We start from the raw sequence: 22,193 nt of genomic DNA, 5'->3' as shown, positions 1-22,193 counted from the left end.
TAGCTTTAGCTTTTTAAGCATCTACCAGTTAGAATGCTGCCTCTTTAAAGTATTGAGCCTATATACCTTTTTAGGCATATTAAATTAAATACCTCTTCCCTGGCAGGCCATTAGCAGCCATCCGAGCCACTTCCAATAAACGCAATCAAACCACCTATGAACGACCATAAAAAATACCGTATGTCTTTCACAACAGGCAGTCTATTGCATCTGGAGTCGGTGCGGCTGGCTGAGTTGTATGTGGAAACAGGTTGCTGGAAGGAAGTATCTGCTCAGGCGCTCGAAAGTAATTTACTGCAAAGTCGAACGCAGCAAACTTTAAAGCGAATCTGTCGTGAGATTATCGCAAGGCTTAAGCATTTATCAGCTGAAGAACTTGAGTTTTTGATCGCCAGTGACCGTCAAGACCAGGGCTATACACTATGGCTTGCTGTTTGCCGCCATTACAGCTTTATTGGTGACTTTGCTATAGAAGTGCTGCATGAGCGCTTTATCAGCCTCAAAGGTGATTTGCAATATGAGGATTACGAGACATTTTTTAATCGTAAAGCTCAGTGGCATGATGAACTCGATGTCTTGAGTAAGCTTACGCAGAACAAGCTTAGGCAGGTATTATTTAAAATGTTGCGCGACGCTGGCTTATTGGCATCAAATAGCACCATAATCCCTGCATTTCCAAGCAGTAAGCTTATCAAGTTGATAGTCAGGGGTAATCCTGCACAGTTGCAATTTTTTCCTATTTTTGAATCCTATCTGATGAGACAGGCATTATGAGCCGTGATGTAAGTACGCTGCCGATCAATCAAAGATTTGCGCATCTTTTGGCGGTGATTAGCAGTCCGCGATTTTTAAACATGGAAGGCTTGAACAGCGAAGTTCCGTTTTTCATTTGCCCTTATGCACCATCTGAAACAGTTGAAATGGAGCGTTTACAGCGACAGCTGATCAACTCACTAAGCCAGCAGGGTGTACAGGTGCTGGAGATTAATCTGTATGACCTGTGCATCGAGTTGCTCAAAGAGCGTGAGATTTGGGAGCAGGTGCTTGAAATAGAGCCAACTGTTAACAAAGCTGAATTTAAGGAGCTGCTCCAGGGTGTGTTTGACCCAGAAGACAACCTGATTCCCGCCATATCAGTGAAAATAACCCAACAGCCATTTGATGTGATGTTCCTGACCGGCATTGGCGAGGTTTTTCCTTATATTCGCTCGCACAACGTACTTAATAATTTGCAGCGTGCGGCCAAAGACTGGCCCACACTCATGTTTTTCCCTGGTACCTACAGTCACTCAGCCGCAACCGGCACCTCGCTGGATTTGTTTGGCAAGCTGCATGATGACAAATACTATCGTGCCTACAACATTTACCACCGTGAACCATAATAGGAGGGATCCATATGTCACTCAGGAATATATTTACTCGCCCGCTTGAAACCACGATTGACGGCGTAATTAAAGCCGATGATGAAAGCAGCCTACGTCAGGAGTTGGAGGAATACGTTCTTACCAATGAGACCTCCAAGCGGTTGTCGGGTTTCCTTGACGCTTATAACGATTACCAGTCCGCCAATGGCGTATGGATTTCTGGTTTTTTCGGATCTGGTAAATCACACCTTTTGAAAATGCTCGCTTTGGTTCTGGAAAACCGTCAGGTTGATGATGCTCGAGCGCTTGATCTGTTTTTACCTAAGTGTGAAGACGATGCTCTACTAGCCGGAGCATTGAAAAAAGCGGTCTCGATTCCATCACAAAGCATTTTGTTTAACATCGATCAAAAAGCTGACATCATCAGCAAAAAAGAGCTCGATGCGTTGCTGGCAGTGTTTGCTAAAGTGTTTGACGAAATGTGTGGTTACTACGGTAAGCATGGTCATGTTGCACAGTTTGAACGCGATTTAGACAGTCGTAATCTTTATTCAAGCTTCAAACAGGCTTATCAAGATATTTCTGGAAAAGCTTGGGAAAAGGGTAGAGAGCAAGCCCTGCTGGAAGGTAACAACATAGCTAAAGCCTATAGCAAAGTTACTGGGGAAGATGATGCTATCGGAAAAAACATCCTCAGCCAGTATCGGGACCAATACACTTTGTCCATTGAGGATTTTGCTAATCAGGTCAAGCGCTACATTGATCAGCAAAAACAGATTTTAGGAACAAATGAGTTTCGTCTTAATTTCTTTGTTGACGAAGTAGGGCAGTACATCGCTGATAACACAAAGCTGATGACTAACCTGCAAACTGTTGCGGAAAGTCTAGCCACCAAGTGCAATGGTGAAGCTTGGATTATGGTTACCGCACAGGAAGAAATGAGCAGCGTCATTGGCGAGATGACTAAACAGCAGGGCGACGACTTTACTAAGATTCAGGCGCGTTTTGCCAACCGCTTAAAGCTCACCAGCGCGGACGTAGCCGAAGTTATTCAGAAACGTCTATTGACCAAAACTGAAGATGCAAGTGGGCAGTTAGCACTCTTGTACGACAAGCAATGCAATAACTTCAAAACTTTGTTTGATTTTTCGGATGGCTCGCACAGCTACCGAAACTTTCAGCATCAAGATCACTTTGTTAACTGCTACCCTTTTGTGCCGTATCAATTTGATCTGTTCCAGGCATCTATTCAGGGTTTGTCCTTGCATAACGCTTTTGAAGGCCGCCATAGCTCAGTGGGTGAGCGCTCCATGCTGGGAGTTTTCCATCAGGTAATGAAAACCATTGCTGAGCACAAGCTAGGCGATCTGGCTACTTTTGACCTGATGTTTGAAGGCATTCGCGCTGCATTGAAAGCACAAATCCAAAAAGCTATTTTCAGTGCTGAGCGCAACTTGGATTCTGAGTTTGCCATTAGCTTACTCAAGGCATTGTTTTTGGTTAAATACGTTAAAGAGTTTAAGCCGACAGTACACAACTTGTGCGTTTTAATGTTGCCCAGCTTTGAACAGCCTATCTCTAAGCTCAAAAACCAAGTTGAAGAAGCACTGGGGTTACTTGAGCAGCAGACTTATATCCAGCGTAACGGTGAGCTTTATGAGTATCTGACCGATGAAGAAAAAGACATCGAGCAGGAAATTAAAAATACCGAAGTCGACAACACCGATCTGACCAGTGAGCTGGAACGCTTGGTATTCGACTCTATTATCAATCAGCGGAAAATACGCTATGACAGCAAAGATACCAACCTAGACTATCCGTTCTCACGCAAGATTGATGACAAGCTACAAGGGCGTGAGTACGAGCTATCGATCAATATCATTACTGCGTTTCATGAGCATGCTGACAACATCAATATGCTGCGCAACTATTCGGTTTATAACACCGACGAGTTGTTGGTCATACTGCCTGCTGACGCTAGACTGATGATGGATTTGATGATGTACAAACGTACCGAAAAGTACATTCGTCAAAACATGACTCAGGGTAAGGATGACGTTGCACAGAGGGTCTTGACCAGCAAAGGGGAGCAGAACCGTACCCGGTATGCCGACTTGCTGCTGCGTTTGCAACTGCTAGTAGGTAAAGCCGATCTGATGATCGCTGGTGGTGAGGTTGAAGTTACCGCCAGTGACGCTAAAAGTCGTGTGATTCGTGCATTCCAAGAGTTGATTGGCAAGGTGTACTCCAACCTACCTATGTTGCGTGGCATTACTTACAGCGAAAGCGGTATCAGCGCATGCCTCGACACCAGCGATGGTCTATTTGGTGGCGATGCTACAAATCTGACTGAAGTTGAGCATGAGCTGCTGGCCCACATCAAAGGCAACCAACAAACCGGGGTGCGTACCACCATTAAAAATCTAGTCGAGCGTTTTGAGCGCAAGCCTTATGGTTGGTACCTTGCTGCAATTCAGTGCAACGTTGCTAAGCTCTGCGCCCGTGGCAAGCTGGAAGTACGCTCCGATAGTAATCTTCTCGAAGGCGATCAACTGGAGCGTGCTCTACGCAACACAGCAAGCTTTGCTAATATCATCCTAGAGCCGCAAGTCGAGTTCAGTCAGTCGCAGTTACGGAACCTTAAAGAGTTCTATGAGGACTTTTTTGACTCACCGCCCACCGCCAATGAAGCCAAAGCCTTGGGGCATGAAACCATTGGTCGCATCAAGGATATGATGCAAGAACTAGAAGTGCTGCAAGCTCAGAAAAACAGCTATCCCTTCTTAACTGCACTTCAACCAGTTATTGAGCAACTTAAAGAGTTAAGCAAAAAAACCTACAGTTGGTATCTGACTGATTTGTCCAAAAACGAAGATGCTCTCTATGACAGCAAGGAAAAGCTCATTGAGCCTATCCGCAAATTCATGAGTGGCTCGCAGCGGCAAATTTTTGATGATGCGCGCCAGTTTGTGCTGAGTGAGGAGCCCAACTTCACTTATCTGGACAGTGATGAAATACGTCAGCTAACGCACAGTTTACAGTCTGCAGATAGCTATAAAGGCAACACCATTCAGCAAATGAAAATCAGGCTGGATACCCTGAAAGCAGCGTTAGCTGACGCACTGTCACAAGTACGCCTTGATGCCCTGAAAGCGTTAGCGCAAATGCAAGAGCGTATGCAAAGCATGAGTGAGTATCAGGGTCTGCCAGAAGAGCGCCAGGCTGAGCTAAATCAGCCGTTTAGCATTTTAGTCGATCATATTAATAGTCAAAGACTGATTCCCGTAGTTAACGATAGATTGCGCAAATTTCAAGACGATAACTATCAGAAGATACTGGCTAAAATGGTTGATATGGCCACGCCTAAGCAAATAAAACCAGACAAGGACTATCCAGACGATGAGCCACCTGAGCCACCTGAGCCTCCTAAGATTCAAGAGCCTGCACCAGTACTTATGCGCAGCGTTCGAGTAAACGCTTATAACAAAGCTTGGCTAGCTACAGACAGTGATTTAGATGAATACCTTAACGCTCTGCGTGCCGAACTTGCCGAACATATTGGTCAAGGCAAAAAGGTCATGATTTAACTAGGGAAGCTCAGTAATGGATACCAGTAAACTTAAAACATTCGCATCACTTGCTCGTCGCACTTTAATGGAGCAAGTAAAAGCCAAGCTTAGCCTTGTGCTGGCTGTAGATAGTGCTGCTCAGCGTGAAGCCCCCAAGGCACTTAAACAGCTACAGGAAGCCATTACCAAGGACGGGCAAGAGCAGGTGATTGAGCGGGTGGCCTATATATGGTTTAACCGCTTTTGCGCTCTGCGCTTTATGGATGTCAATCGTTATACCCGCATTGGTGTAGTTTCACCGGCAGAAGGCCAGTTTCAGCCAGAGATCTTAGCCGAAGCTAAAATGGGGCATATCGACGACAGTCAAGTGCCAGAAGAGACGCGACAGAGGATTTTCGCCCTACTGAATAATCAATTGCCTAGTGCAGACCCACAAACGGAAGCTTATCGTTTGCTGTTGGTTGCCACCTGTAATCATTGGCATGCGGCTATGCCATTTTTATTCCAGCGCATTGACGATTACACCGAACTGCTGATGCCGGACAACTTGCTTTCAGCTAACTCTGTTTTGGCGCAAACCCGTGAAGCAATGACTGCAGAAGCCTGTGTTGATGTAGAGGTGATCGGCTGGCTGTACCAGTTTTACATTGCCGAGAAGAAAAATCAGGTATTTGATGGACTAAAGAAAAACAAGAAAATTACTCCAGAAAACATCCCCGCTGCTACCCAGTTGTTTACTCCTGGCTGGATCGTTCGTTATTTGGTGGAAAACTCTCTAGGACGTTTGTGGTTGCTCAATCGCCCAAACTCTAACCTGGTAGAGCTGATGGATTATTATATCAAGCCTGAACAGGCCGAAGAGGACTTTCTACGCATCAGTAAACCGGAAGAAATAAAAATTTGTGATCCGGCTTGTGGTTCTGGTCATATGCTAACTTATGCCTTTGATTTGCTTTATGCCATTTACGAAGAAGAAGGTTACGAGCCTGCCGACATCCCAGAAAAAATACTTACTCATAATTTGTACGGCATCGAGATCGACGAGCGAGCTGGGGAGTTAGCCGCTTTTGCCCTGACCATGAAAGCGCGCGCTAAACAGCGCAGATTCTTTAGCAAGGGCGTTAAACCAAATATCTGTGTGTTGGAAAACATCAATTTCAAAGAAGACGAACTGGACGAATACATTGACTTTGTTGGCCGGGATCTCTTTACGGTCTCGTTAAAGACCACCTTACGTCAATTCGAAGAGGCTGATAATTTTGGCTCTTTGATCCGTCCTGATAGCACTGACGTTGATGCAATTCTTCAAACTCTAGAGTTAAAAGACATTTCAGGTCAGTTATTCCTCAATCAAACACATCAAAAAGTACTGCAAGTGCTAGAGCAAGCTAATTATCTTAGTCCAAAATATCATATTGTAATAGCAAACCCACCATATAAGAAAAAAGCTGACTTAAATAATAGCCTTCAAAATTGGCTTGAAAAATTCTTCGTTGACGGAAAATACGACTTATACCAAGCTTTTATTTTACGAAACGCCAAACTTGCTATGAGTCATGGTTATGTAGCTATGATAACCATGCAAGGCTGGATGTTCGCGCCAAGGTACGAAGCGCTACGCTCTAATATCTTAAAAAATAGTAGCATTCTTTCGATGGCACAACTGGGTGAGAGGGCGTTTGATTCTATCGGAGGGGATGTAGTCTCAACTACAGCTTTTGTTTTTTCAAATAATAGAATTCCAGGTTTAAAAGGGCATTTTTTAAGACTGACCGATGGGGTAAATGAAGAGGAGAAAAAACAGTCGCTATTAAGTGCCGTGAACAACCCTAAAAGTGAGATTAGATTCTTTGCTAGCGAAGATGATTTTTTAATAATCCCAGGACAGCCACTTGTTTTCTGGGCATCGGAAAAAGTACTCAAGGAGTTTGATAGCTGCCCAGCTATATCTGAATATATTGTGACGCGCGAGGGGCTTGCAACCGGCCAAAATGCTACTTTCCTTCGTGAATGGCATGAGGTGTCACAGAATGAAGTTGGTTATGGAATTGTTAATGATGCTTCAGCTCAATCCTCAAATAAGCGATGGTTTCCGTATGTGAAAGGCGGTGGATCACGCCGCTGGTATGGGCATTTCGATAACTATGTAAACTGGTTTGATGATGGAGTAGAACTAAAAAACTTCAAGGACGAAAAATCAGGGCGTGTTAGATCGCATAATTACAATGGTGTGTATGGGTTTAAACCAGGATTTACTTGGTCTGGGATTTCCAGTGATGACTTTGCGGTTAGAAACGTTTCTGCTGGATTTATGTTTGATGCCAAAGGTCCTATGGGGTTTCTAAAAGACTCTTTTTCCTCTGAAAAAATTATGGCGTTTTTGAATAGCAAGGTTTCAAGTTCTTTATTACGGATGCTCGCGCCTAATTTAGATTTCAAATTAACACATGTACTTAGTTTGCCGTTACGACAGGTTGATGAGCCTAGCCTTGAAAGTAGTGTCAAGGAAAAAATATTTTTGGCAAAGTCAGATTGGGACTCTTACGAAACCTCTTGGAACTTTACTAACCTGCCGCTACTTAATTCTGATTATATGCAGGACACTCTTAAGAACGCCTACCAAAAACTACGCATACATTGGCAGGATATGACAAATCTAATGCAGAAGTTGGAGGAAGATAACAACCGCATCTTCATCAACGCTTACGGCTTGCAAGATGAGCTAACACCTGAAGTTCCCCTCAACGCAATTACTCTAACTTGCAATCCGCATTACTACTACCGCTTAGGCAAGCAGTGGGATCAAGCCAGCGAAGATGAACTTGATATTGAGCGAGAGAAGCTTCTGCTTGCCGACACCATGCGCGAGTTTATTTCTTATGCCGTAGGCTGCATGTTCGGTCGCTATAGCCTGGATCAAGAAGGTTTGGTACTGGCTAATCAAGGTGATACTGCGCAAACCTATTACGCACAGATCCCAAATCCTAGCTTCAAGCCCGATGAGGATAATGTTATTCCTATGCTCGACGGTGATTGGTTCACCGATGATGTGGTCGAGCGCTTTAAGGAATTTCTCAAAGTTACCTTCGGTACCGAGCATTACGATGACAACTTAGCCTTTATCGAAAAAGCGCTAAACGTCAAAGGTAGCCGTAACTACAGTATTCGTGATTACTTCCTCAAAGAGTTTTACGCTGACCACTGGCAACGTTATAAAAAACGTCCTATTTATTGGCTATTCTCCAGCCCTAAGGGCAGCTTTAATGCCTTGATTTATATGCATCGCTACCGCCCGGATACAGTAAGTGTCGTGCTTAACGGTTACCTGCGTGAATACCGCACCAAACTCAGTGCTCAGAAGGCGCACTTGGAGGCCGTCAGCAATAGTGCCAGCAGCAGTCAAAGTGATAAAACCAAGGCGCTAAAAGAAATCGAGCGAATCAATAAGGTGTCAATTGAGCTAGATGAATACGAGCGTGACACTCTGTACCCGCTAGCTACAGAGCAGGTCGAGATTGATTTGGACGATGGCGTAAAAGTTAACTACCCTAAACTCGGTGCCGCTCTGAAAACCATTCCAGGTCTAGCCGCTAAGGATTCTGATTAAAGCATGACAAGTAATCGCATTCAGCAGTCGCTGGCTAACCTCTTTGGCAAGCACCGTATTCTTTTCTGGTATGACAGCAAACAAGAGCTGCGCGAGGAGTATGAGGCTTTAGCCCTGCCGGGCGTGGAAAAGATCGAGCTGTGCAATAACGAATACGCTGTAAAGCATCGTATTTTGCGTGAGCAGCCTACACAAAAGTTTCTTCTTTACAGGTACGACCAACAGCCCGACGCACTGGATAACTGGTTGCTGGATGTACAGCTGGCACATGGAGAGTTTCGCACCGATCAGACGGCAATTTGGCTGGCCGACTTGGAGCTGGGCTTAGAATTTGCTGATCTAGTCAATCAGCACATCGAGTTTTTCCAAGCTGGCGTGCGCAAGAATACTTTGAAAAAGCTGCTAGCCAACGACGATACGCCCAGCATGGTGCGTATGAAAATCCTCGCTGTCTGTGCAGGCAGCGAGCCGAGACTGGATTCGATACTGGAGCACCTGCTGGAAGAACTGGTTGATGGTTGTGAAGACAGTATCAATCTAATTGAGCGTAGCGGTCTGAATGCATTTCTGTGGCAGCAAATGTCACGTTATTACGGTTATCAGTCTACCGACCCGAGCATTCGAGATTTTGTAATAGAGTTATTTAAGTCGTGCTATGCAATGGGTACTGACGGCATTGTGCAACTGAGCAATGATGCGCTGGTATTTCTTAAACGCTGGAAAGACAGCCGCAGTTTTACCAAAGGTTTTGAGTATTGGTCCAACCAGTGCGCTGCAGTATTAGGCATCGAGCAAGACTTAGCTAAGCGAGATTTCCGCACACTGGTTGAACTGGATTATTTCGAGTTGATTGACCGTAAAATCATCAGTGATTTGGTGCGTGAAGTAGTAGCCCGCACAGTATCGACTGGCGATGTTGTTCTTTGGGTGCGTCAACGCCGTCAGGGGTATTGGTACAGTCGTTACCAAGACTTGTATGCAGCTATTGAATACGCAGCACTGTTTATTCAGCAATTAGCTGAGACCAGCTTGGTCAGTCCAAATCTGAGCAAGGCCGTGCAACTATACAGTACACAATGGTTCAAGCTGGATCAGTTGTATCGCAAGACCGTATTTCATGCCCGTAAATCAGGCCAGATCTCCCTGATGGGGCCGTTGCTTGAGCAGGTGGAAAATCTGTACACCAATAACTTCTTGCTCAAACTTGGCGATGATTTTCAGGGCTTTGTTGATGGCATTAGCCAGTGGGAAGCATTACCAGTACGCCGACAAAATCAGTTTTTCGATCACTATGTTCAGCCTTACTTGCGCCGTGAACAGCGCGTGTGCGTGATTATTTCAGATGCGATGCGTTATGAAATCGGTGATGAACTACTCAGTTTAATCAATCAGGAAGATCGCTACAGCGCTGAACTAGAACCAATGTTGTCCATGCTGCCCAGTTACACTCAGCTAGGCATGGCAGCGCTGCTGCCTAATACGAGCTTACAGATTGCAGATAATGAAACTGCAACCGTTCTGGTCGATGGGCAAAGCAGTATGGGTACGGACAATCGCAATAAGATTTTGAAGAAAGCGCTGAATGACCGGGGTGAAGCCATAACGGCAGACAACCTGTTGAATATGAATCAGATTGAGAGTCGTGAGCTGCTCAAGCGCAATGATGTGATTTATATTTATCACAATCGCATTGATCATACTGGCGACAAAATGCACTCTGAAGGCGAGGCGTTTGAAGCGGCAGAACAGACTTTGCAAGACTTACTGCGCTTAGTTAAAAAACTGGTCGGAGCCAATGCCAGCAGTATTTTGATTACTGCAGACCATGGTTTTATCTATCAAGATAGAGCCATTGATGAAAGTGACTTTGCTGTTGCTGATGTGCAGGGGGAGCAAATCCTATATCGTGACCGCCGCTTTGTGTTGGGTAAAGGCTTGAAACCGCATGCCAGTTTACACTCACTCAGCCCTGAGCAACTGGCGCTAGAAGGCGAAGTGCAGGTTCAGTTACCTAAGTCGATTAACCGTTTGCGTCTAAAAGGTTCCGGCAGCCGTTTTGTTCATGGTGGAGCGACACTTCAGGAAGTAGTGGTGCCAGTATTACGCGTTAGCAAAGCGCGTCAGAGTGATGTCAGTAGGGTAGAGGTGGATATCTTGGGCAGTGCCAGCTCGGTGATTACTTCCAGCCAGCTGGGTATCGCGCTGTATCAGAAAGAACCAGTAACGGACAAGATCCAGTCCCTGCAACTACGTGCTGGAATTTATACCCAGGATGGCGAGCTGATCTCGGATTGTCATGAACTGACATTTGACTTCACATCAAGCAACTCTCGCGAGCGTGAACTGCAGGTGCGCTTCCTGCTGAGTGCTGAATCGGACAAAGCTAATGGGCAGGAAGTGATACTCCGACTTGAGGAAAAACACGCAGGTACGACCCATTACCAGACCTACAAAACCCGCAGCTATACACTGCGCCGCTCTTTTACTGGCGACTTTGATTTTTAGGTGATGACCCGTGACGACACTGGATGACAAGATCAATACCCACTTTGCTGGGCTAGTGGTACGCAAGGATCTAGTAAAGACTGTCAAAGGCAATGCTATTGTGCCGACCTATGTGTTGGAGTATTTGCTAGGTCAGTATTGCGCAACTAATGATGAGGCCAGTATTCAGACCGGTATCGACACGGTGAAAGAGATTCTTGCCAAACATTACGTACATCGTAATGAGGCAGGATTGATTCGTTCCAATATCCGCGAAAAAGGACGTTACAAGGTTATCGATAGGATCAGTGTGTCGCTCAATGACAAAGATGATGTCTATGAGGCTGAGTTTGCTAATCTGGGTATTAAAAAATTACTGGTCGATGCCGACACAATTAAGCGGCATCCTAAGTTGCTGGTTAGTGGTGTGTGGTGCATTGCCGATGTCGAATACGATCACAGTGAAGACAAACGGATTACGCCTTGGGTTTTATCTACGATTAAGCCCATTCAAATGTCGCACTTTGACCTTGAGGGTTATCTGCAGGCACGACAAGAATTCACACTAGACGAATGGATTGACCTGTTGATACAAAGCATGGGGTTTGATCCAGAGAAATTCGGCAAGCGTAGTAAATTGACGCAACTCACACGCTTAATTCCTTACTGTGAGCGTAACTACAACCTGATTGAGCTGGGTCCTAAGGGGACCGGTAAGTCGCATATCTACTCTGAATTCTCTCCGCACGGTATTCTTATCTCCGGTGGTGAAGTCACAGTACCTAAGCTGTTTGTAAATAACTCATCTGGAAAAATCGGCCTTGTTGGATATTGGGACTGCGTTGCGTTTGATGAGTTTGCCGGTAAGAAAAAGCGTACTGATAAAGCGCTTGTCGATATCATGAAAAACTACATGGCCAACAAGAGTTTCTCTCGCGGGGTAGAAACACTTGGCGCTGAAGCTTCCATGGCATTTGTTGGTAATACGCAACATACAGTGCCGTATATGCTCAAGCACACGCACTTGTTTGATGACTTGCCAGAAAACTTTCGCGACACTGCTTTTCTTGACCGTATGCACTTCTATATCCCCGGTTGGGAAGTAGACATTATTCGCGGCGAGATGTTTTCTGAAGGGTACGGCTTTGTAGTCGATTACTTAGCAGAAATCCTACGAGCGTTCCGCAATCAGGATTTTTCTGACCGCTACCAGCAGATGTTTACACTATCGAGCGACATCTCCACCCGTGACCGTGATGGTATCAACAAGACATTTTCTGGTTTGATGAAAATCCTTTTTCCGCATGGTGAGGCCAGCGAAGAAGAGATTGAGGAAATCCTCAAGTTCTCTATTGAAGGCCGTAAACGCGTCAAAGATCAGTTGATGCGTATGGATACGACTTATCCTGCTGTGTGCTTCAGTTATAGCGATATGCAGGGGCAGGAAGTGAGAGTTGCCACGTTAGAAGAATTGGAATACCCGAACCACTACCAGCAGAAGGTAGGGGATGTAGAGCCGCAGATGGCATTGCCGGACCAAGCCGTAGCTATAGAGCAGTCTGCATCATTACCGAGCGCGCCCAGCAGTACAGTTGTTTCTAAAGCAGAAAAAGCGCTTTTACAGGAACAACATCTAACGTTTCAAGAGAATCAGAAGGGCATCAGTTATGACGGTTTGTTTGGACCGTACCTTAAGGATGCACGTAGCCTGACCATCACTGATCCATATATACGACTGTTCTTTCAAGCCCGCAACCTGATGGAATTATTGGAAATTATCGCAAGAAATAAGCCTGCTGATGAAGAAGTTACTATCAATCTAGTTACCGTCGCAGATGAGTTTCGCCAAGAACAGCAAGATGAGTGGTTCAATAAAATCCAAGAGTCAGCAGCCAGTGTTGGCATTCAATTCACTTGGGAGTTTGATCAGACCGGAACGCTACACGCCCGACACATCATTACCGACCATGGCTGGAAAATCTCACTGGATCGCGGCTTGGATATTTTCCAACAGTACGACATGAATGATGCTTTTTCTTTTGCCAATCGAATGCAGCAATTCAGGCTGTGTAAGGCATTTGAGGTGACGTTTATTAAGTGTTCGTAGGCTTATTACTTTCCGTGGCAGTGCATTGCAGAATATAGAAAACAAAGGTTCATAAGTTCCACATTTTTTAGCAATATTCTGGCCCTGTTTGCTATGCCTTGATTCATTTTGAAGCTAAGAAATTCCCGAGGAGCAAGGAGCTATGAGTAAAGCTATGAGGAGCATAGATACAGTAAGGGCATCACGCGCCGGGCACACCTTCCATGAGCGCTGGGCCGCACGGCGTGCGTTACAGCTTGTGTTTCCAAAAGACAATCTCTTCGCGATAGTTGTAGAAGGTCTATCTCCAAACGAAAGTCTCAAAGTCGGGCAGGAGGCAGAGGATATTGCCGACCTTACGCTTTTTTATGGTGATGGTGATACTTTCGATACTTGTACTTCTCAGCAAATTTTACAGTTCAAATACAAGGTGGCTGCAGAGCCTGTCACATCCTCATATCTCAAAAAAACGATTGAAAAATTCGCTGCAACACTACGAGAGTTTAAAGCTAATGTAACTGATGAAGAAGTTACTAAGAAGCTGTCATTTGGTTTCGTAACAAACGCTGAGTTTTCAGCTGATCTTTGGGATGCCATTGCATGTTTAAAGTCGGGGCAGAAATCTAATTCTAATAGTGCAGAAAGGCAACTCAAATACCTAAAAACCTGGTGTCAGAATGAGAAAATCGAAGCGGAGGATATTTTTCCGCTCATCGAGTTTCGTGCTGCAACGATTGATCTACCAGCACAGAACCGATCATTGCGAAGAACAATCAGTGATTGGTCAGCTGACTCGACAGGGCAGGCGGCAAAAAGACTGTTCGCTCTGGTGGAGCTTGTCCGCGAGAAGGCGCAAATCGAAGGCCAAGGCAATAACTCTATTAGGCGTGAAGATATTCTCGATGCACTGGAGTGTGATGAGGATCACTTGTTTCCTGCAGATACAAGATTCGTTGATGTTGGTGATGTTGTTGAGCGCAGAGCCTTACAAGATGTCACTAACGAGATCAAAGCCAGCAATCTACCTGTATTCCTCCATGCTGACGGCGGTGTCGGCAAAACCATCTTCATCCAGAGTTTAGCGGCATATCTGGCAGATACCTTTGAGGCCGTAGTTTTCGATTGCTTCGGCGGCGGTGCATATCGTTCGGAGGCGCAAGCTCGACACTTGCCTAGAGTGGGCTTGTTGCAAATAATCAACGAGCTGGCAAGTCGCGGCCTCTGCGATCCACTCCTTCCTACCGACAGTGACCGCTATGGCTTGATACAAATTGCTCGTAAGCGTCTTAAGCAAGCTAGCGAGACTGTGCAAGTTCAGTCGGCAAAGCAGGGCGTACTGATTATCTTGGACGCTGCAGATAATGCACAACTGGAGGCTAATGCGCGAAAGGAAGATTCTTTTCCAAGGCTTTTGCTTGCATCGCTTAGTGAAGATCCTATTAATGGTGTGAAGCTGTTACTCACTGCTCGCCCTCATAGAGTAGATATGGTTATCGGGAGTAGCCAGACGAAACGTCTTGAACTTGAACCTTTCACTGAGCAGGAAACACGTTGTTTTCTTGAGACACGGCGTGAAAATATTACGGATTTTGAGTTTTCCACAGCTCTAGCTCGCTCGAGAGGTAATGCTCGGGTTCTTGAATACCTTGTAGAAAGTTGGGATACGAATGTATCCGGCAATGCACCGCACTCAGAAATATCAGTCGAAAAACTGATCGAGCAAAAATGCGATAAAATATTCCGAGATCTATACACGGCTGGCTGGAGCGAGACGGAGGTTCGTGAGTTTTTCGCTGCTTTGTCGCTTCTTCCACCACCCATTCCACTTGCTGACCTGGCCAAAGCGCTTGATTGGGCGGAATCTCAGGTCAATAGTGCCGCATCTGACCTTGCGCCCATGCTTGAACTACTCCAGCACGGCGTTATTTTTCGCGACGAACCCACCGAAACATACATAAAAGATCACTATGCAAGTGAAGTTACTGCACAGCAATCCATCGCACATAGGCTTCAAAAGTGCCAAAGGGATTCAATCTACGCTGCAGAGGCACTACCTCATTTTCTTGTAGTGATTGGCGATAGCAATAGGGCTTATCAGCTTGCATGTTCTGATGAATTCCCATCCGTACTAATGTCTGAATATGAACGACGTAGATTGAAACTTGTGCGGCTGTATGCGGCATTCTCGCTTGCTACACGTGATAAGGACTTAGACAGAGTTTTAAATCTAACGATGCAACTCTCGCAGGTGGCCTCGGCTAATGCTAGAGGAGATCAGTTTATCCGGCGATCTCCTGCTATGGCGATGATCCTTGGAAACTTGGATGCTTCTCGCCGCTTGTTCAATGATCGCTCCGGTTGGCGCGGAGGACGAGACGCGCGCCTTACCATCGCGTATTGCTTTTCTGATGAGCTTGAAGAAGCGCACATTCATCAAAAAAGAACAATTGGCTGGATAAATTGGTATCTTCAAAGTGATGATGAGAGCAAACGAGTTGAGCGCCTAGGGCCTGAGATATTCGATATTGCAGCTGTGATGTTCTGGAACGTTTTAAAGAATGAGTTTTCAACGTTCAATCGAAATATTCAGCTGTGGAGTTTTAAGTTTGCCCTCTCGGTCATGGAAGAGCTGGTTACTCTTTGTGTACAGCATGAGGCTTCAAATGGTAGTAAGGCTTTACAGAACCTAGCTAAATTTGCAGCGTCGAAAAGGTGTCTATCTCTCGCCCTGCAGATTGGTCTTCTATCTAAGCAGTGTGGTTTATCAAACAACCAGCTCAAAGCTATTTCACGAGCTACGAGCGCGATGAGTATCCGATACAAGAAGAAGACTCAGAATAAAAACTCACACTACGACAGTGAGTTGCAGGGTGCTATTGCTAATGTAGCGATGAGCTCCCTCATCGTTAATTCAAGGAACTCAGCGAAACTTCTACTAAAGCTATATAACAATCGCAGGCCCTCAAGCTACGACTACTGCCAGCGTCATGGCATGAGTAATATTTGGATACCTGTTCAATCAGCTTGCATTAAGGCATGGTCGTCCGGTGACAAGGTAACTTTACAGCATCTTATTCCTGAAGAAGTGAAGACTGGTCAGAATACTAAGGGAATAACCACAGAATCTGATTTACGCGCATTCCTTGGTAGTCTCGTTGTGGTAAAAAATCAGCACTTGGGACGAAAGCCAGAGAGAAGTATGCAGTTTTCCAATAATGAACAGGAAAACATAGTGAAAGGCGCAACTTGTATCCTGCAGCTGGTCAAACCGATTGAAAGTGCCATTTTATCCAATACAACGCTTTCAAATGATGTGTTGGTCGCTTTCTTGATTGTTTGGAAATCCACATTGAGACCTAGCGTCCATTGGGATGCCCAAACCGGAAAAGATAATGCAGCAAGGTACGTAGGCATTGGGCTTTTAGTCATACTGCTCCAGCACAGTGAAACTATCGAAAAGACAGAAGCAGAAGAGCTAATGGAAATCATAACAGCGAATCAGTTTTCGCTGGATGATCAGCTAAACATTCTTGCTCTTCTAGCAAGACGCTCTAATCTCTCTGATGTTGTAGGGGCATACGCAGCCGCAGTTTCTGACGACATAATTAAGGACGATTATATTGAGCAGCGCGGAGAGTCCTACCGTCGTCTTGCAGGGCTTTTAATTCCTATGAGCATTAGTGAAGCACAGCATTACTACAACCTAGGCTTGGCTCAACTTGATCAGATGGGTGGTGATGACTTCGATTTGATTTACTCTGCTTTGCACTATGCTGCTGAACAGCCTGGAGGTTTTCTGAATCCGGTGCTATCGCACCGGCTTATGAACCTATGTCAGACTATTTTTCAACATGAGCCATCAAAGTTTGGATGGACATTATTCGGGCGTGCTGCGTCTTCTTCTATCGGTTTACCCGCAATATATAAGATGATGCGATGGGACGATCAAGATACTGTGGATTACTCCTATGGACTACCACAGCTTGCCTGTTACCTCACTAAAAACGGTCATCTTGACGCGCGCCGAGCAGCAGTAATTCTCACAATATGCAAAGATCATGGATGGCATGATTGGGAAGTTGGAAAGGGACTGAACGACCTGCTTTCATTCGCAGATCCACAGGATAGGGCGGCAATTTTTTCCCTTGTGACAGACAAGCTTGTTCAAGAACATAGTTTTGGTGGGTGGGTGGGGCTATGGGAGAGCCTTTTGGATTGTATTGATAGATTTGAAGAAACTAAAGGGAATGACTTTCGCAATCATCTTCAAGAGCGGCGAGAGGCTGCACAACTGCAGCGTGAAAACGATAATTTAAAGCTAAATCACAGAAAAGTTAGTGCTGAATATAACGACCAAGCACTTAGCAAAAGACAGGATGCACATGCTCGCGATAGCGCACTCGCGTCTATTATTGCCCATTGCGATCCAGTATCTGCTGCGTCATTGGACGAAGCACTTCACAGCATTAAAACCAATGATGAGCTACCGCTTGATAGTTGCAATCGTCTATTAGAGGAGGTACGAAAAAGTTGCCCATACGACAAGCGTGCTGAATTTCTTGAGGTGGTTTGTGAGTCTTCTGAGCTTGAGTTTGATCGTACACTTGACCTGATAGTCAAGTGCGTAGATGCCTGGGGAAAGAGCTCTGCGCATGTTATGACAGGTGTGCCTGGCTTAATCGCGAAACTTTTTTCATTTAAGGGTACTGGTCTTTTCGAGCTCCACTATTCTAGCATTTCCAGACAAATCTACCGTTTGTCAGAGCTATGCGGCGATCCAAAATTTGTGCTACTAATTGTTTTGGAAACGATAGCTAAGGAGCGCCTTGATCTCGGGGGTGACGAATGGCTTCAACTGGCTACAAGCCTGTCATGTCACACGGCCCCCTCAACTGCTTTGGAAGCTTTTGAGAGTTTGTTATCCAGTACAACTGCAAAGGTGGGTGACCAGGTTGGTGAAGGAGAGTATTGCGATGCGTTCGCTGGCAAGAGTAGCGAGAGTGATGTAATCGCGGATATCATCTGGCATCTGCTTGGTGACAGCGATGCCTTTATAAGGTGGAGTGCAGCACGAAGTTTGAAGGGCATGCTTGACTTGGGGTTGACTGAAGATATTGGTCGTTTACTTGACCGTTTTGACTTGGAAGAGAACCCGTCTCTGGCCTCCAAAGAGCATCATTTTGCCTTTCTTAATGCACAGCAATGGCTGTTGATGGGATTGGCGCGAGCCGCTCTTTACCACGGAGAAAAGCTCAAACCCTTGAAGTCAAGAATTACGGCGCTAGCAAAGCGAACCGATATACACGTATTCAATAAGATTCATTTGGCCCGATGCCTGAAGCATATTGAGGGTGATCAGAGAATTAGCCCTGAACTTACTAAGTTGTGGGCAGAAGTACAATCGCCCTTGCATGGCATCGTTGAGAGTAGCGGTTGGCCAGATAATAAGGAGCGCCAGTTCGACTTTGGGTTTGATTATGACTTCGATAAATATAAAATTTCAGGCCTTGGAAACCTGTTTGGAATTTCGAAAAATGAAGCTAACGACCTCATAGCTAAAGAAATAATGGAACGTTGGCCGAGAGTAAAGAATATTTCCGATTTGCCGGGCATAGTTCGTTACCGAGGGGACGAGCAGTTCGAAACTTATGCCGAGCATATTCAACGACATGCTCGTCTTTTTGCGGCTACTACGCTCGTGCAGAACCTACCAGTTACAAGAAAGAATTACGATTGGAAAGGCATAAACCCTTGGCTGGAGTTCATGCAGTGCGAAGATGTTTCGTTCGAGGATGGCTCATGGTTATCGGATCACAAAGACATGGCTCCAGTACAGGCGCAAGAATATCTTCTAGGTGAGCGCAAAGGAAACCAGGAGACACTACTTGATCAAGAAGCTTTATTTCGAAAAATCGGGTTTTTCGATGGTGAGAAGGATGATTTTTTTCCGCTATTCGGATACTGGATATCGCCGGATGGCGTGCATGTGAGTATTCGCTCGGCATTGATTGAGGAGCGTGGTGCAGTCGGGCAATGTGCTAAGTTTGCTAAAGCATCTGATTATGATTTTTGGTTACCTAGTTTTAATTCAGACGGGCGTGTTGATCGTTATGCTCAAAAAAAATCATTTAAGCCCCTTATATGGGAGCCTGAGAAGTATCCCGTTGGCATTGATGAGCGTGACGAGTTGGCTGCACGTGGTGCAATAGCTCGTCCAAAACTGGGGTTAGCGATTATTAGGATGCTTGGACTGACTCCTGACGAGAATCAGCGATACTGGTATGACGGTGCAGGGCAGCTTACTTTAAAGAGCGAAGTTTGGGGTAAATGGAGGCAAGACCCAGATGTTCACAGCAGAGGATACCAAGATGAGGGGACTATCTTATGCGCAGAGCATGACTGGCTCAACGCAGTACTTAAGTCTTGTAATCGAAGTCTTGTTTTTAAAATAGGCTTTTCAAAATATAAATCAAGTAAAAGCTATGATGATTCCTTTGGGCTGCGGGAACTATATGTGAGTCTAAAACGGAGTGGCGAATCTCCACGCTTTTGGCATGCCAAGAAAGCGTCTGAAACGGTGTACTAGGCAAGTAATGGTACATATCAGTTGGCAGATGTACTGTTCCTCGTGAGGCATATAAACACTGAGCACTCTCCTGAGTGTCAGTAAATTACAAATTATCAAGGAATGGAATATTATGGAACTTGTAGCGAATATTTGGCCAGTCGTAGACCAAGAATCAGGAGTTGTTCAGCGGTATTTGATCAAGGCGTACGCTCTGGATGCTACAGATGACGAGATCAGTATGGTTTTATCGACACTTGCTCGTTCTGATTACCGAACAGCACACCCAGTTGTTATCCCAGAAAAGCATAAGCTTGTCTTTGACGGTGGAACCATTTCAGGGGCTTTACCAATAGGAGCGTTTCAACAGGATTTGAGCACTATTATAGAACCTGAGCTCAGAAAGCTCGAAAAGTCATTAACGGAGATTCATAACTACGGGGTAGATATGCAAGGAAATCCCAGAGTGCCTCAGCCACTTAGGTTTCCTGAAAATCCGTATTTCGTAACAACGGTTCTGCTCGAATCTCCGACCGGTGAACTCCATCTGCAGCTTTGACTGAGAGTAGGGTTATCGTAGTTGAGAAAAGCTGCAGCTAAGCACCGTTTAACGAGTGCTGCAGCTTCGCTGTACTGGCGTGTTTATTTGTTTAACGCATGGCTTTAGAGTAATTTTTAATATAATGGAATCTATAATTATGTCAGATGAGTATATCGAAGCATTAAATCATCCCGTTTGGGGTAATACATGCAAGGCTATAGATGCAGTTTTAGAATCTGCGGCAACAGCACTTGAGGTTTTCAATGATCTTGATTTTATAGAGCCAGCACTGAAGAGCTTTGTAGATGATGTGATTCCATATATTGAAGACCTTAAAGAACAAGTGGAAGAGTGCATTGAGGATGACGATGGAGATGAAACAGTTGCACTAATGGAGCAGTTATTAGATGACGCTGAGTTTGCCGATGAGCTTTTTTCTTGCATAGAATTCATCCCAAGTGATGTCTTGGATTTATTGGGTCATGAGGTTTCTGATGAGGTTTCTAACAGTTTCAATTACTTTATTGAAACTAGACTAGAGCCCGTCCGTAAGGCTCTAGGACACTTATATAATGTAATGCTTCGAGCAGCCTGAGTTGGTTTTTATAAAGCCAGTTTGTTATTAATTAATTCTGAAAAAAAGAAATCATGAGAAACAAACTTAAGTCGCTCTAGAACTATCTTAATCAAGGCTTTGGTACACGATAGAATATAGTATAGGTAGGGAGATAGTCACAGGTAAGAGTTGCATTTCCTCAGTATCACTAATAGTTTAGTTGGCGACAACCAACAAATCAGGCAGCATTTTATTATTGAGTAGCCAGTGGTTTTGTAGCACTAGATCATATAAGTGTTTGATTTTGCTTGTAGTTGAAAAAATAGCAGTCGAGTATTCCTGTGAATATTCATATTTACTTGTTAGCTGAGAGCCTCAGCTTGAGCAGCAACTAAAACCCAAACTTTTGTTTTTTAGTCTGCTCTTTATGGCTTGCCTCATTTTTTAACGCCTGAATAAATGCCTCCGCGCTTTGCAGTGGGCTAAAGCGCGACATCCGTGCCACAGCAGCAAAATCTCCAGGGGTTAAATATTCCAGTGCTGCTAATTGTTGTGGCAATGTTTTTTTTCGATGCGGCAAGTCCAGCTGTTTACAGTGACGGACAAACAGCTTCCAGACTTGTTCGGTACTTAAGAAGTCAAACTTAGCTTTCAAATCAAAACGACGCAATGCGGCTTGATCAAGACCATCCATTAGGTTGGTCGAAGCAATAAAAATACCGGAGAAGCTTTCCATTTGCGTAAGCATCTCATTGACCATGCTAACTTCCCAGCTGCGTTGAGCACCTCGGCGATCGCTGAGAAAACTATCCACCTCATCAATTAGCAAAACCGCACCTTGCTCCTCTGCCTGTTTAAAGGCTTTAGCGATGTTCTGTTCATTTTCGCCAACATAAGCACCGAGCAAGTCGGAAGCACGTTTGAGCAGTAAAGGCTTATTCAGTTGCTTAGCCAGCCAGTGACCATAAGCGGTTTTTCCTGTACCGGGTGGACCGTATAAACATAAGCGCGCATTTGGCTGTGCAGTAAGCCCGTCAGTCAGAGCAGCCAAGTCAACGTCAGCGCTGATAAAAGCCGGATCGTACAACTGCGCAGTTGCCTGTTTTTTGGCAATTTGAGCGTAAGCGTAACAACACCCACACCTAGCACAACTGCGATCATTCGTTAGAGCATACCGATGCTTAGTTGAGTTTGATATTCCAAGGCGAGAGCGAGTCGATATGAGCAGCGCTGGTATGCGGTAGTTGTTCGAACAACGCTTGAAGATATACAGCAGGTTGCAGGTCGTTGGCTTTGGCTGTTTCAACGAGACTATAAAGAATAGCACTGGCTTTGGCGCCGCTGCGGGTGTTGGAGAACAACCAGTTTTTACGGCCAATCACAAAAGGTTTGATCGCACGCTCAGCACGATTGTTGTCGAT

Annotated in this window: 11 protein-coding genes; 9 read left to right on the top strand and 2 right to left on the bottom strand. The window is 45.1% G+C overall.

The features are described 5' to 3' along the window. Positions 1 to 156: 156 nt before the first annotated feature. The 9 genes from H591_RS0109640 (at position 157) to H591_RS0109600 (ending at position 20,811) form a co-directional block, all read left to right on the top strand. Entirely contained in the window at positions 157 to 774 is a 618-nt protein-coding gene (locus H591_RS0109640) for a DUF1819 family protein (protein WP_022966743.1), read from the top strand. After that, positions 771 to 1,382 (top strand): DUF1788 domain-containing protein, encoded by a 612-nt coding sequence (locus H591_RS0109635; protein ID WP_022966742.1) that lies wholly within the window; start codon positions 771 to 773, stop codon positions 1,380 to 1,382. The genes H591_RS0109640 and H591_RS0109635 overlap by 4 nt, the downstream gene beginning before the upstream one ends. Before the next feature lie 14 nt (positions 1,383 to 1,396). Continuing rightward, on the top strand, positions 1,397 to 4,951 hold the full coding sequence (brxC, locus tag H591_RS0109630) for a BREX system P-loop protein BrxC (protein ID WP_022966741.1): 3,555 nt from the start codon (positions 1,397 to 1,399) through the stop codon (positions 4,949 to 4,951). Between the two features lie 16 nt (positions 4,952 to 4,967). Further along, positions 4,968 to 8,540, top strand: a complete 3,573-nt coding sequence (pglX, locus tag H591_RS0109625; protein WP_022966740.1) for a BREX-1 system adenine-specific DNA-methyltransferase PglX — start codon at positions 4,968 to 4,970, stop codon at positions 8,538 to 8,540. Positions 8,541 to 8,543: 3 nt separating this feature from the next. Then, the gene (gene pglZ, locus H591_RS0109620) at positions 8,544 to 11,045 is read left to right on the top strand and encodes a BREX-1 system phosphatase PglZ type A (RefSeq protein ID WP_022966739.1); all 2,502 of its coding nucleotides are present in this window, start codon (positions 8,544 to 8,546) and stop codon (positions 11,043 to 11,045) included. A 10-nt stretch (positions 11,046 to 11,055) separates the two neighbouring features. Beyond that, positions 11,056 to 13,131: a BREX system Lon protease-like protein BrxL gene (gene brxL / locus H591_RS0109615; RefSeq protein ID WP_022966738.1), complete on the top strand. Its 2,076-nt coding sequence runs from the start codon at positions 11,056 to 11,058 to the stop codon at positions 13,129 to 13,131. A 142-nt stretch (positions 13,132 to 13,273) separates the two neighbouring features. Further along, a complete protein-coding gene (locus tag H591_RS0109610; RefSeq protein ID WP_022966737.1) occupies positions 13,274 to 19,696 on the top strand; it encodes an NACHT domain-containing protein in 6,423 nt (2,140 codons plus the stop codon). 112 nt (positions 19,697 to 19,808) lie between these two features. Further along, positions 19,809 to 20,234 carry a hypothetical protein gene (locus H591_RS15185; protein WP_022966736.1) on the top strand — a complete coding sequence of 142 codons (426 nt, stop codon included), beginning with the start codon at positions 19,809 to 19,811 and terminating at the stop codon, positions 20,232 to 20,234. A gap of 139 nt (positions 20,235 to 20,373) precedes the next feature. After that, entirely contained in the window at positions 20,374 to 20,811 is a 438-nt protein-coding gene (locus H591_RS0109600; protein ID WP_022966735.1) for a hypothetical protein, read from the top strand. Between the two features lie 352 nt (positions 20,812 to 21,163). Here the strand turns inward: H591_RS0109600 and H591_RS0109595 are convergent, their stop codons facing one another. Both H591_RS0109595 and H591_RS0109590 read right to left on the bottom strand, forming a co-directional pair. Beyond that, entirely contained in the window at positions 21,164 to 21,859 is a 696-nt protein-coding gene (locus H591_RS0109595; protein ID WP_022966734.1) for an ATP-binding protein, read from the bottom strand. 94 nt (positions 21,860 to 21,953) lie between these two features. Next, the coding region (locus H591_RS0109590; protein WP_156853189.1) for a transposase domain-containing protein at positions 21,954 to 22,193 on the bottom strand (240 nt) is incomplete at its 5' end.

This window comes from Denitrificimonas caeni DSM 24390 (genome assembly GCF_000421765.1).
Taxonomy (GTDB): domain Bacteria; phylum Pseudomonadota; class Gammaproteobacteria; order Pseudomonadales; family Pseudomonadaceae; genus Denitrificimonas; species Denitrificimonas caeni.
Note: the sequence above shows the minus strand (reverse complement) of the source record. Positions and strands in the feature narration are given on the sequence as shown.

What these genes read in the sequence shown, in the direction of transcription:
- H591_RS0109640 (WP_022966743.1), top strand. Translation starts at nt 157, where the DNA reads ATGAACGACCATAAAAAATACCGTATGTCTTTCACAACAGGCAGTCTA.
- H591_RS0109635 (WP_022966742.1), top strand. Translation starts at nt 771, where the DNA reads ATGAGCCGTGATGTAAGTACGCTGCCGATCAATCAAAGATTTGCGCAT.
- brxC (WP_022966741.1), top strand. Translation starts at nt 1,397, where the DNA reads ATGTCACTCAGGAATATATTTACTCGCCCGCTTGAAACCACGATTGAC.
- pglX (WP_022966740.1), top strand. Translation starts at nt 4,968, where the DNA reads ATGGATACCAGTAAACTTAAAACATTCGCATCACTTGCTCGTCGCACT.
- pglZ (WP_022966739.1), top strand. Translation starts at nt 8,544, where the DNA reads ATGACAAGTAATCGCATTCAGCAGTCGCTGGCTAACCTCTTTGGCAAG.
- H591_RS0109610 (WP_022966737.1), top strand. Translation starts at nt 13,274, where the DNA reads ATGAGTAAAGCTATGAGGAGCATAGATACAGTAAGGGCATCACGCGCC.
- H591_RS15185 (WP_022966736.1), top strand. Translation starts at nt 19,809, where the DNA reads ATGGAACTTGTAGCGAATATTTGGCCAGTCGTAGACCAAGAATCAGGA.
- H591_RS0109600 (WP_022966735.1), top strand. Translation starts at nt 20,374, where the DNA reads ATGTCAGATGAGTATATCGAAGCATTAAATCATCCCGTTTGGGGTAAT.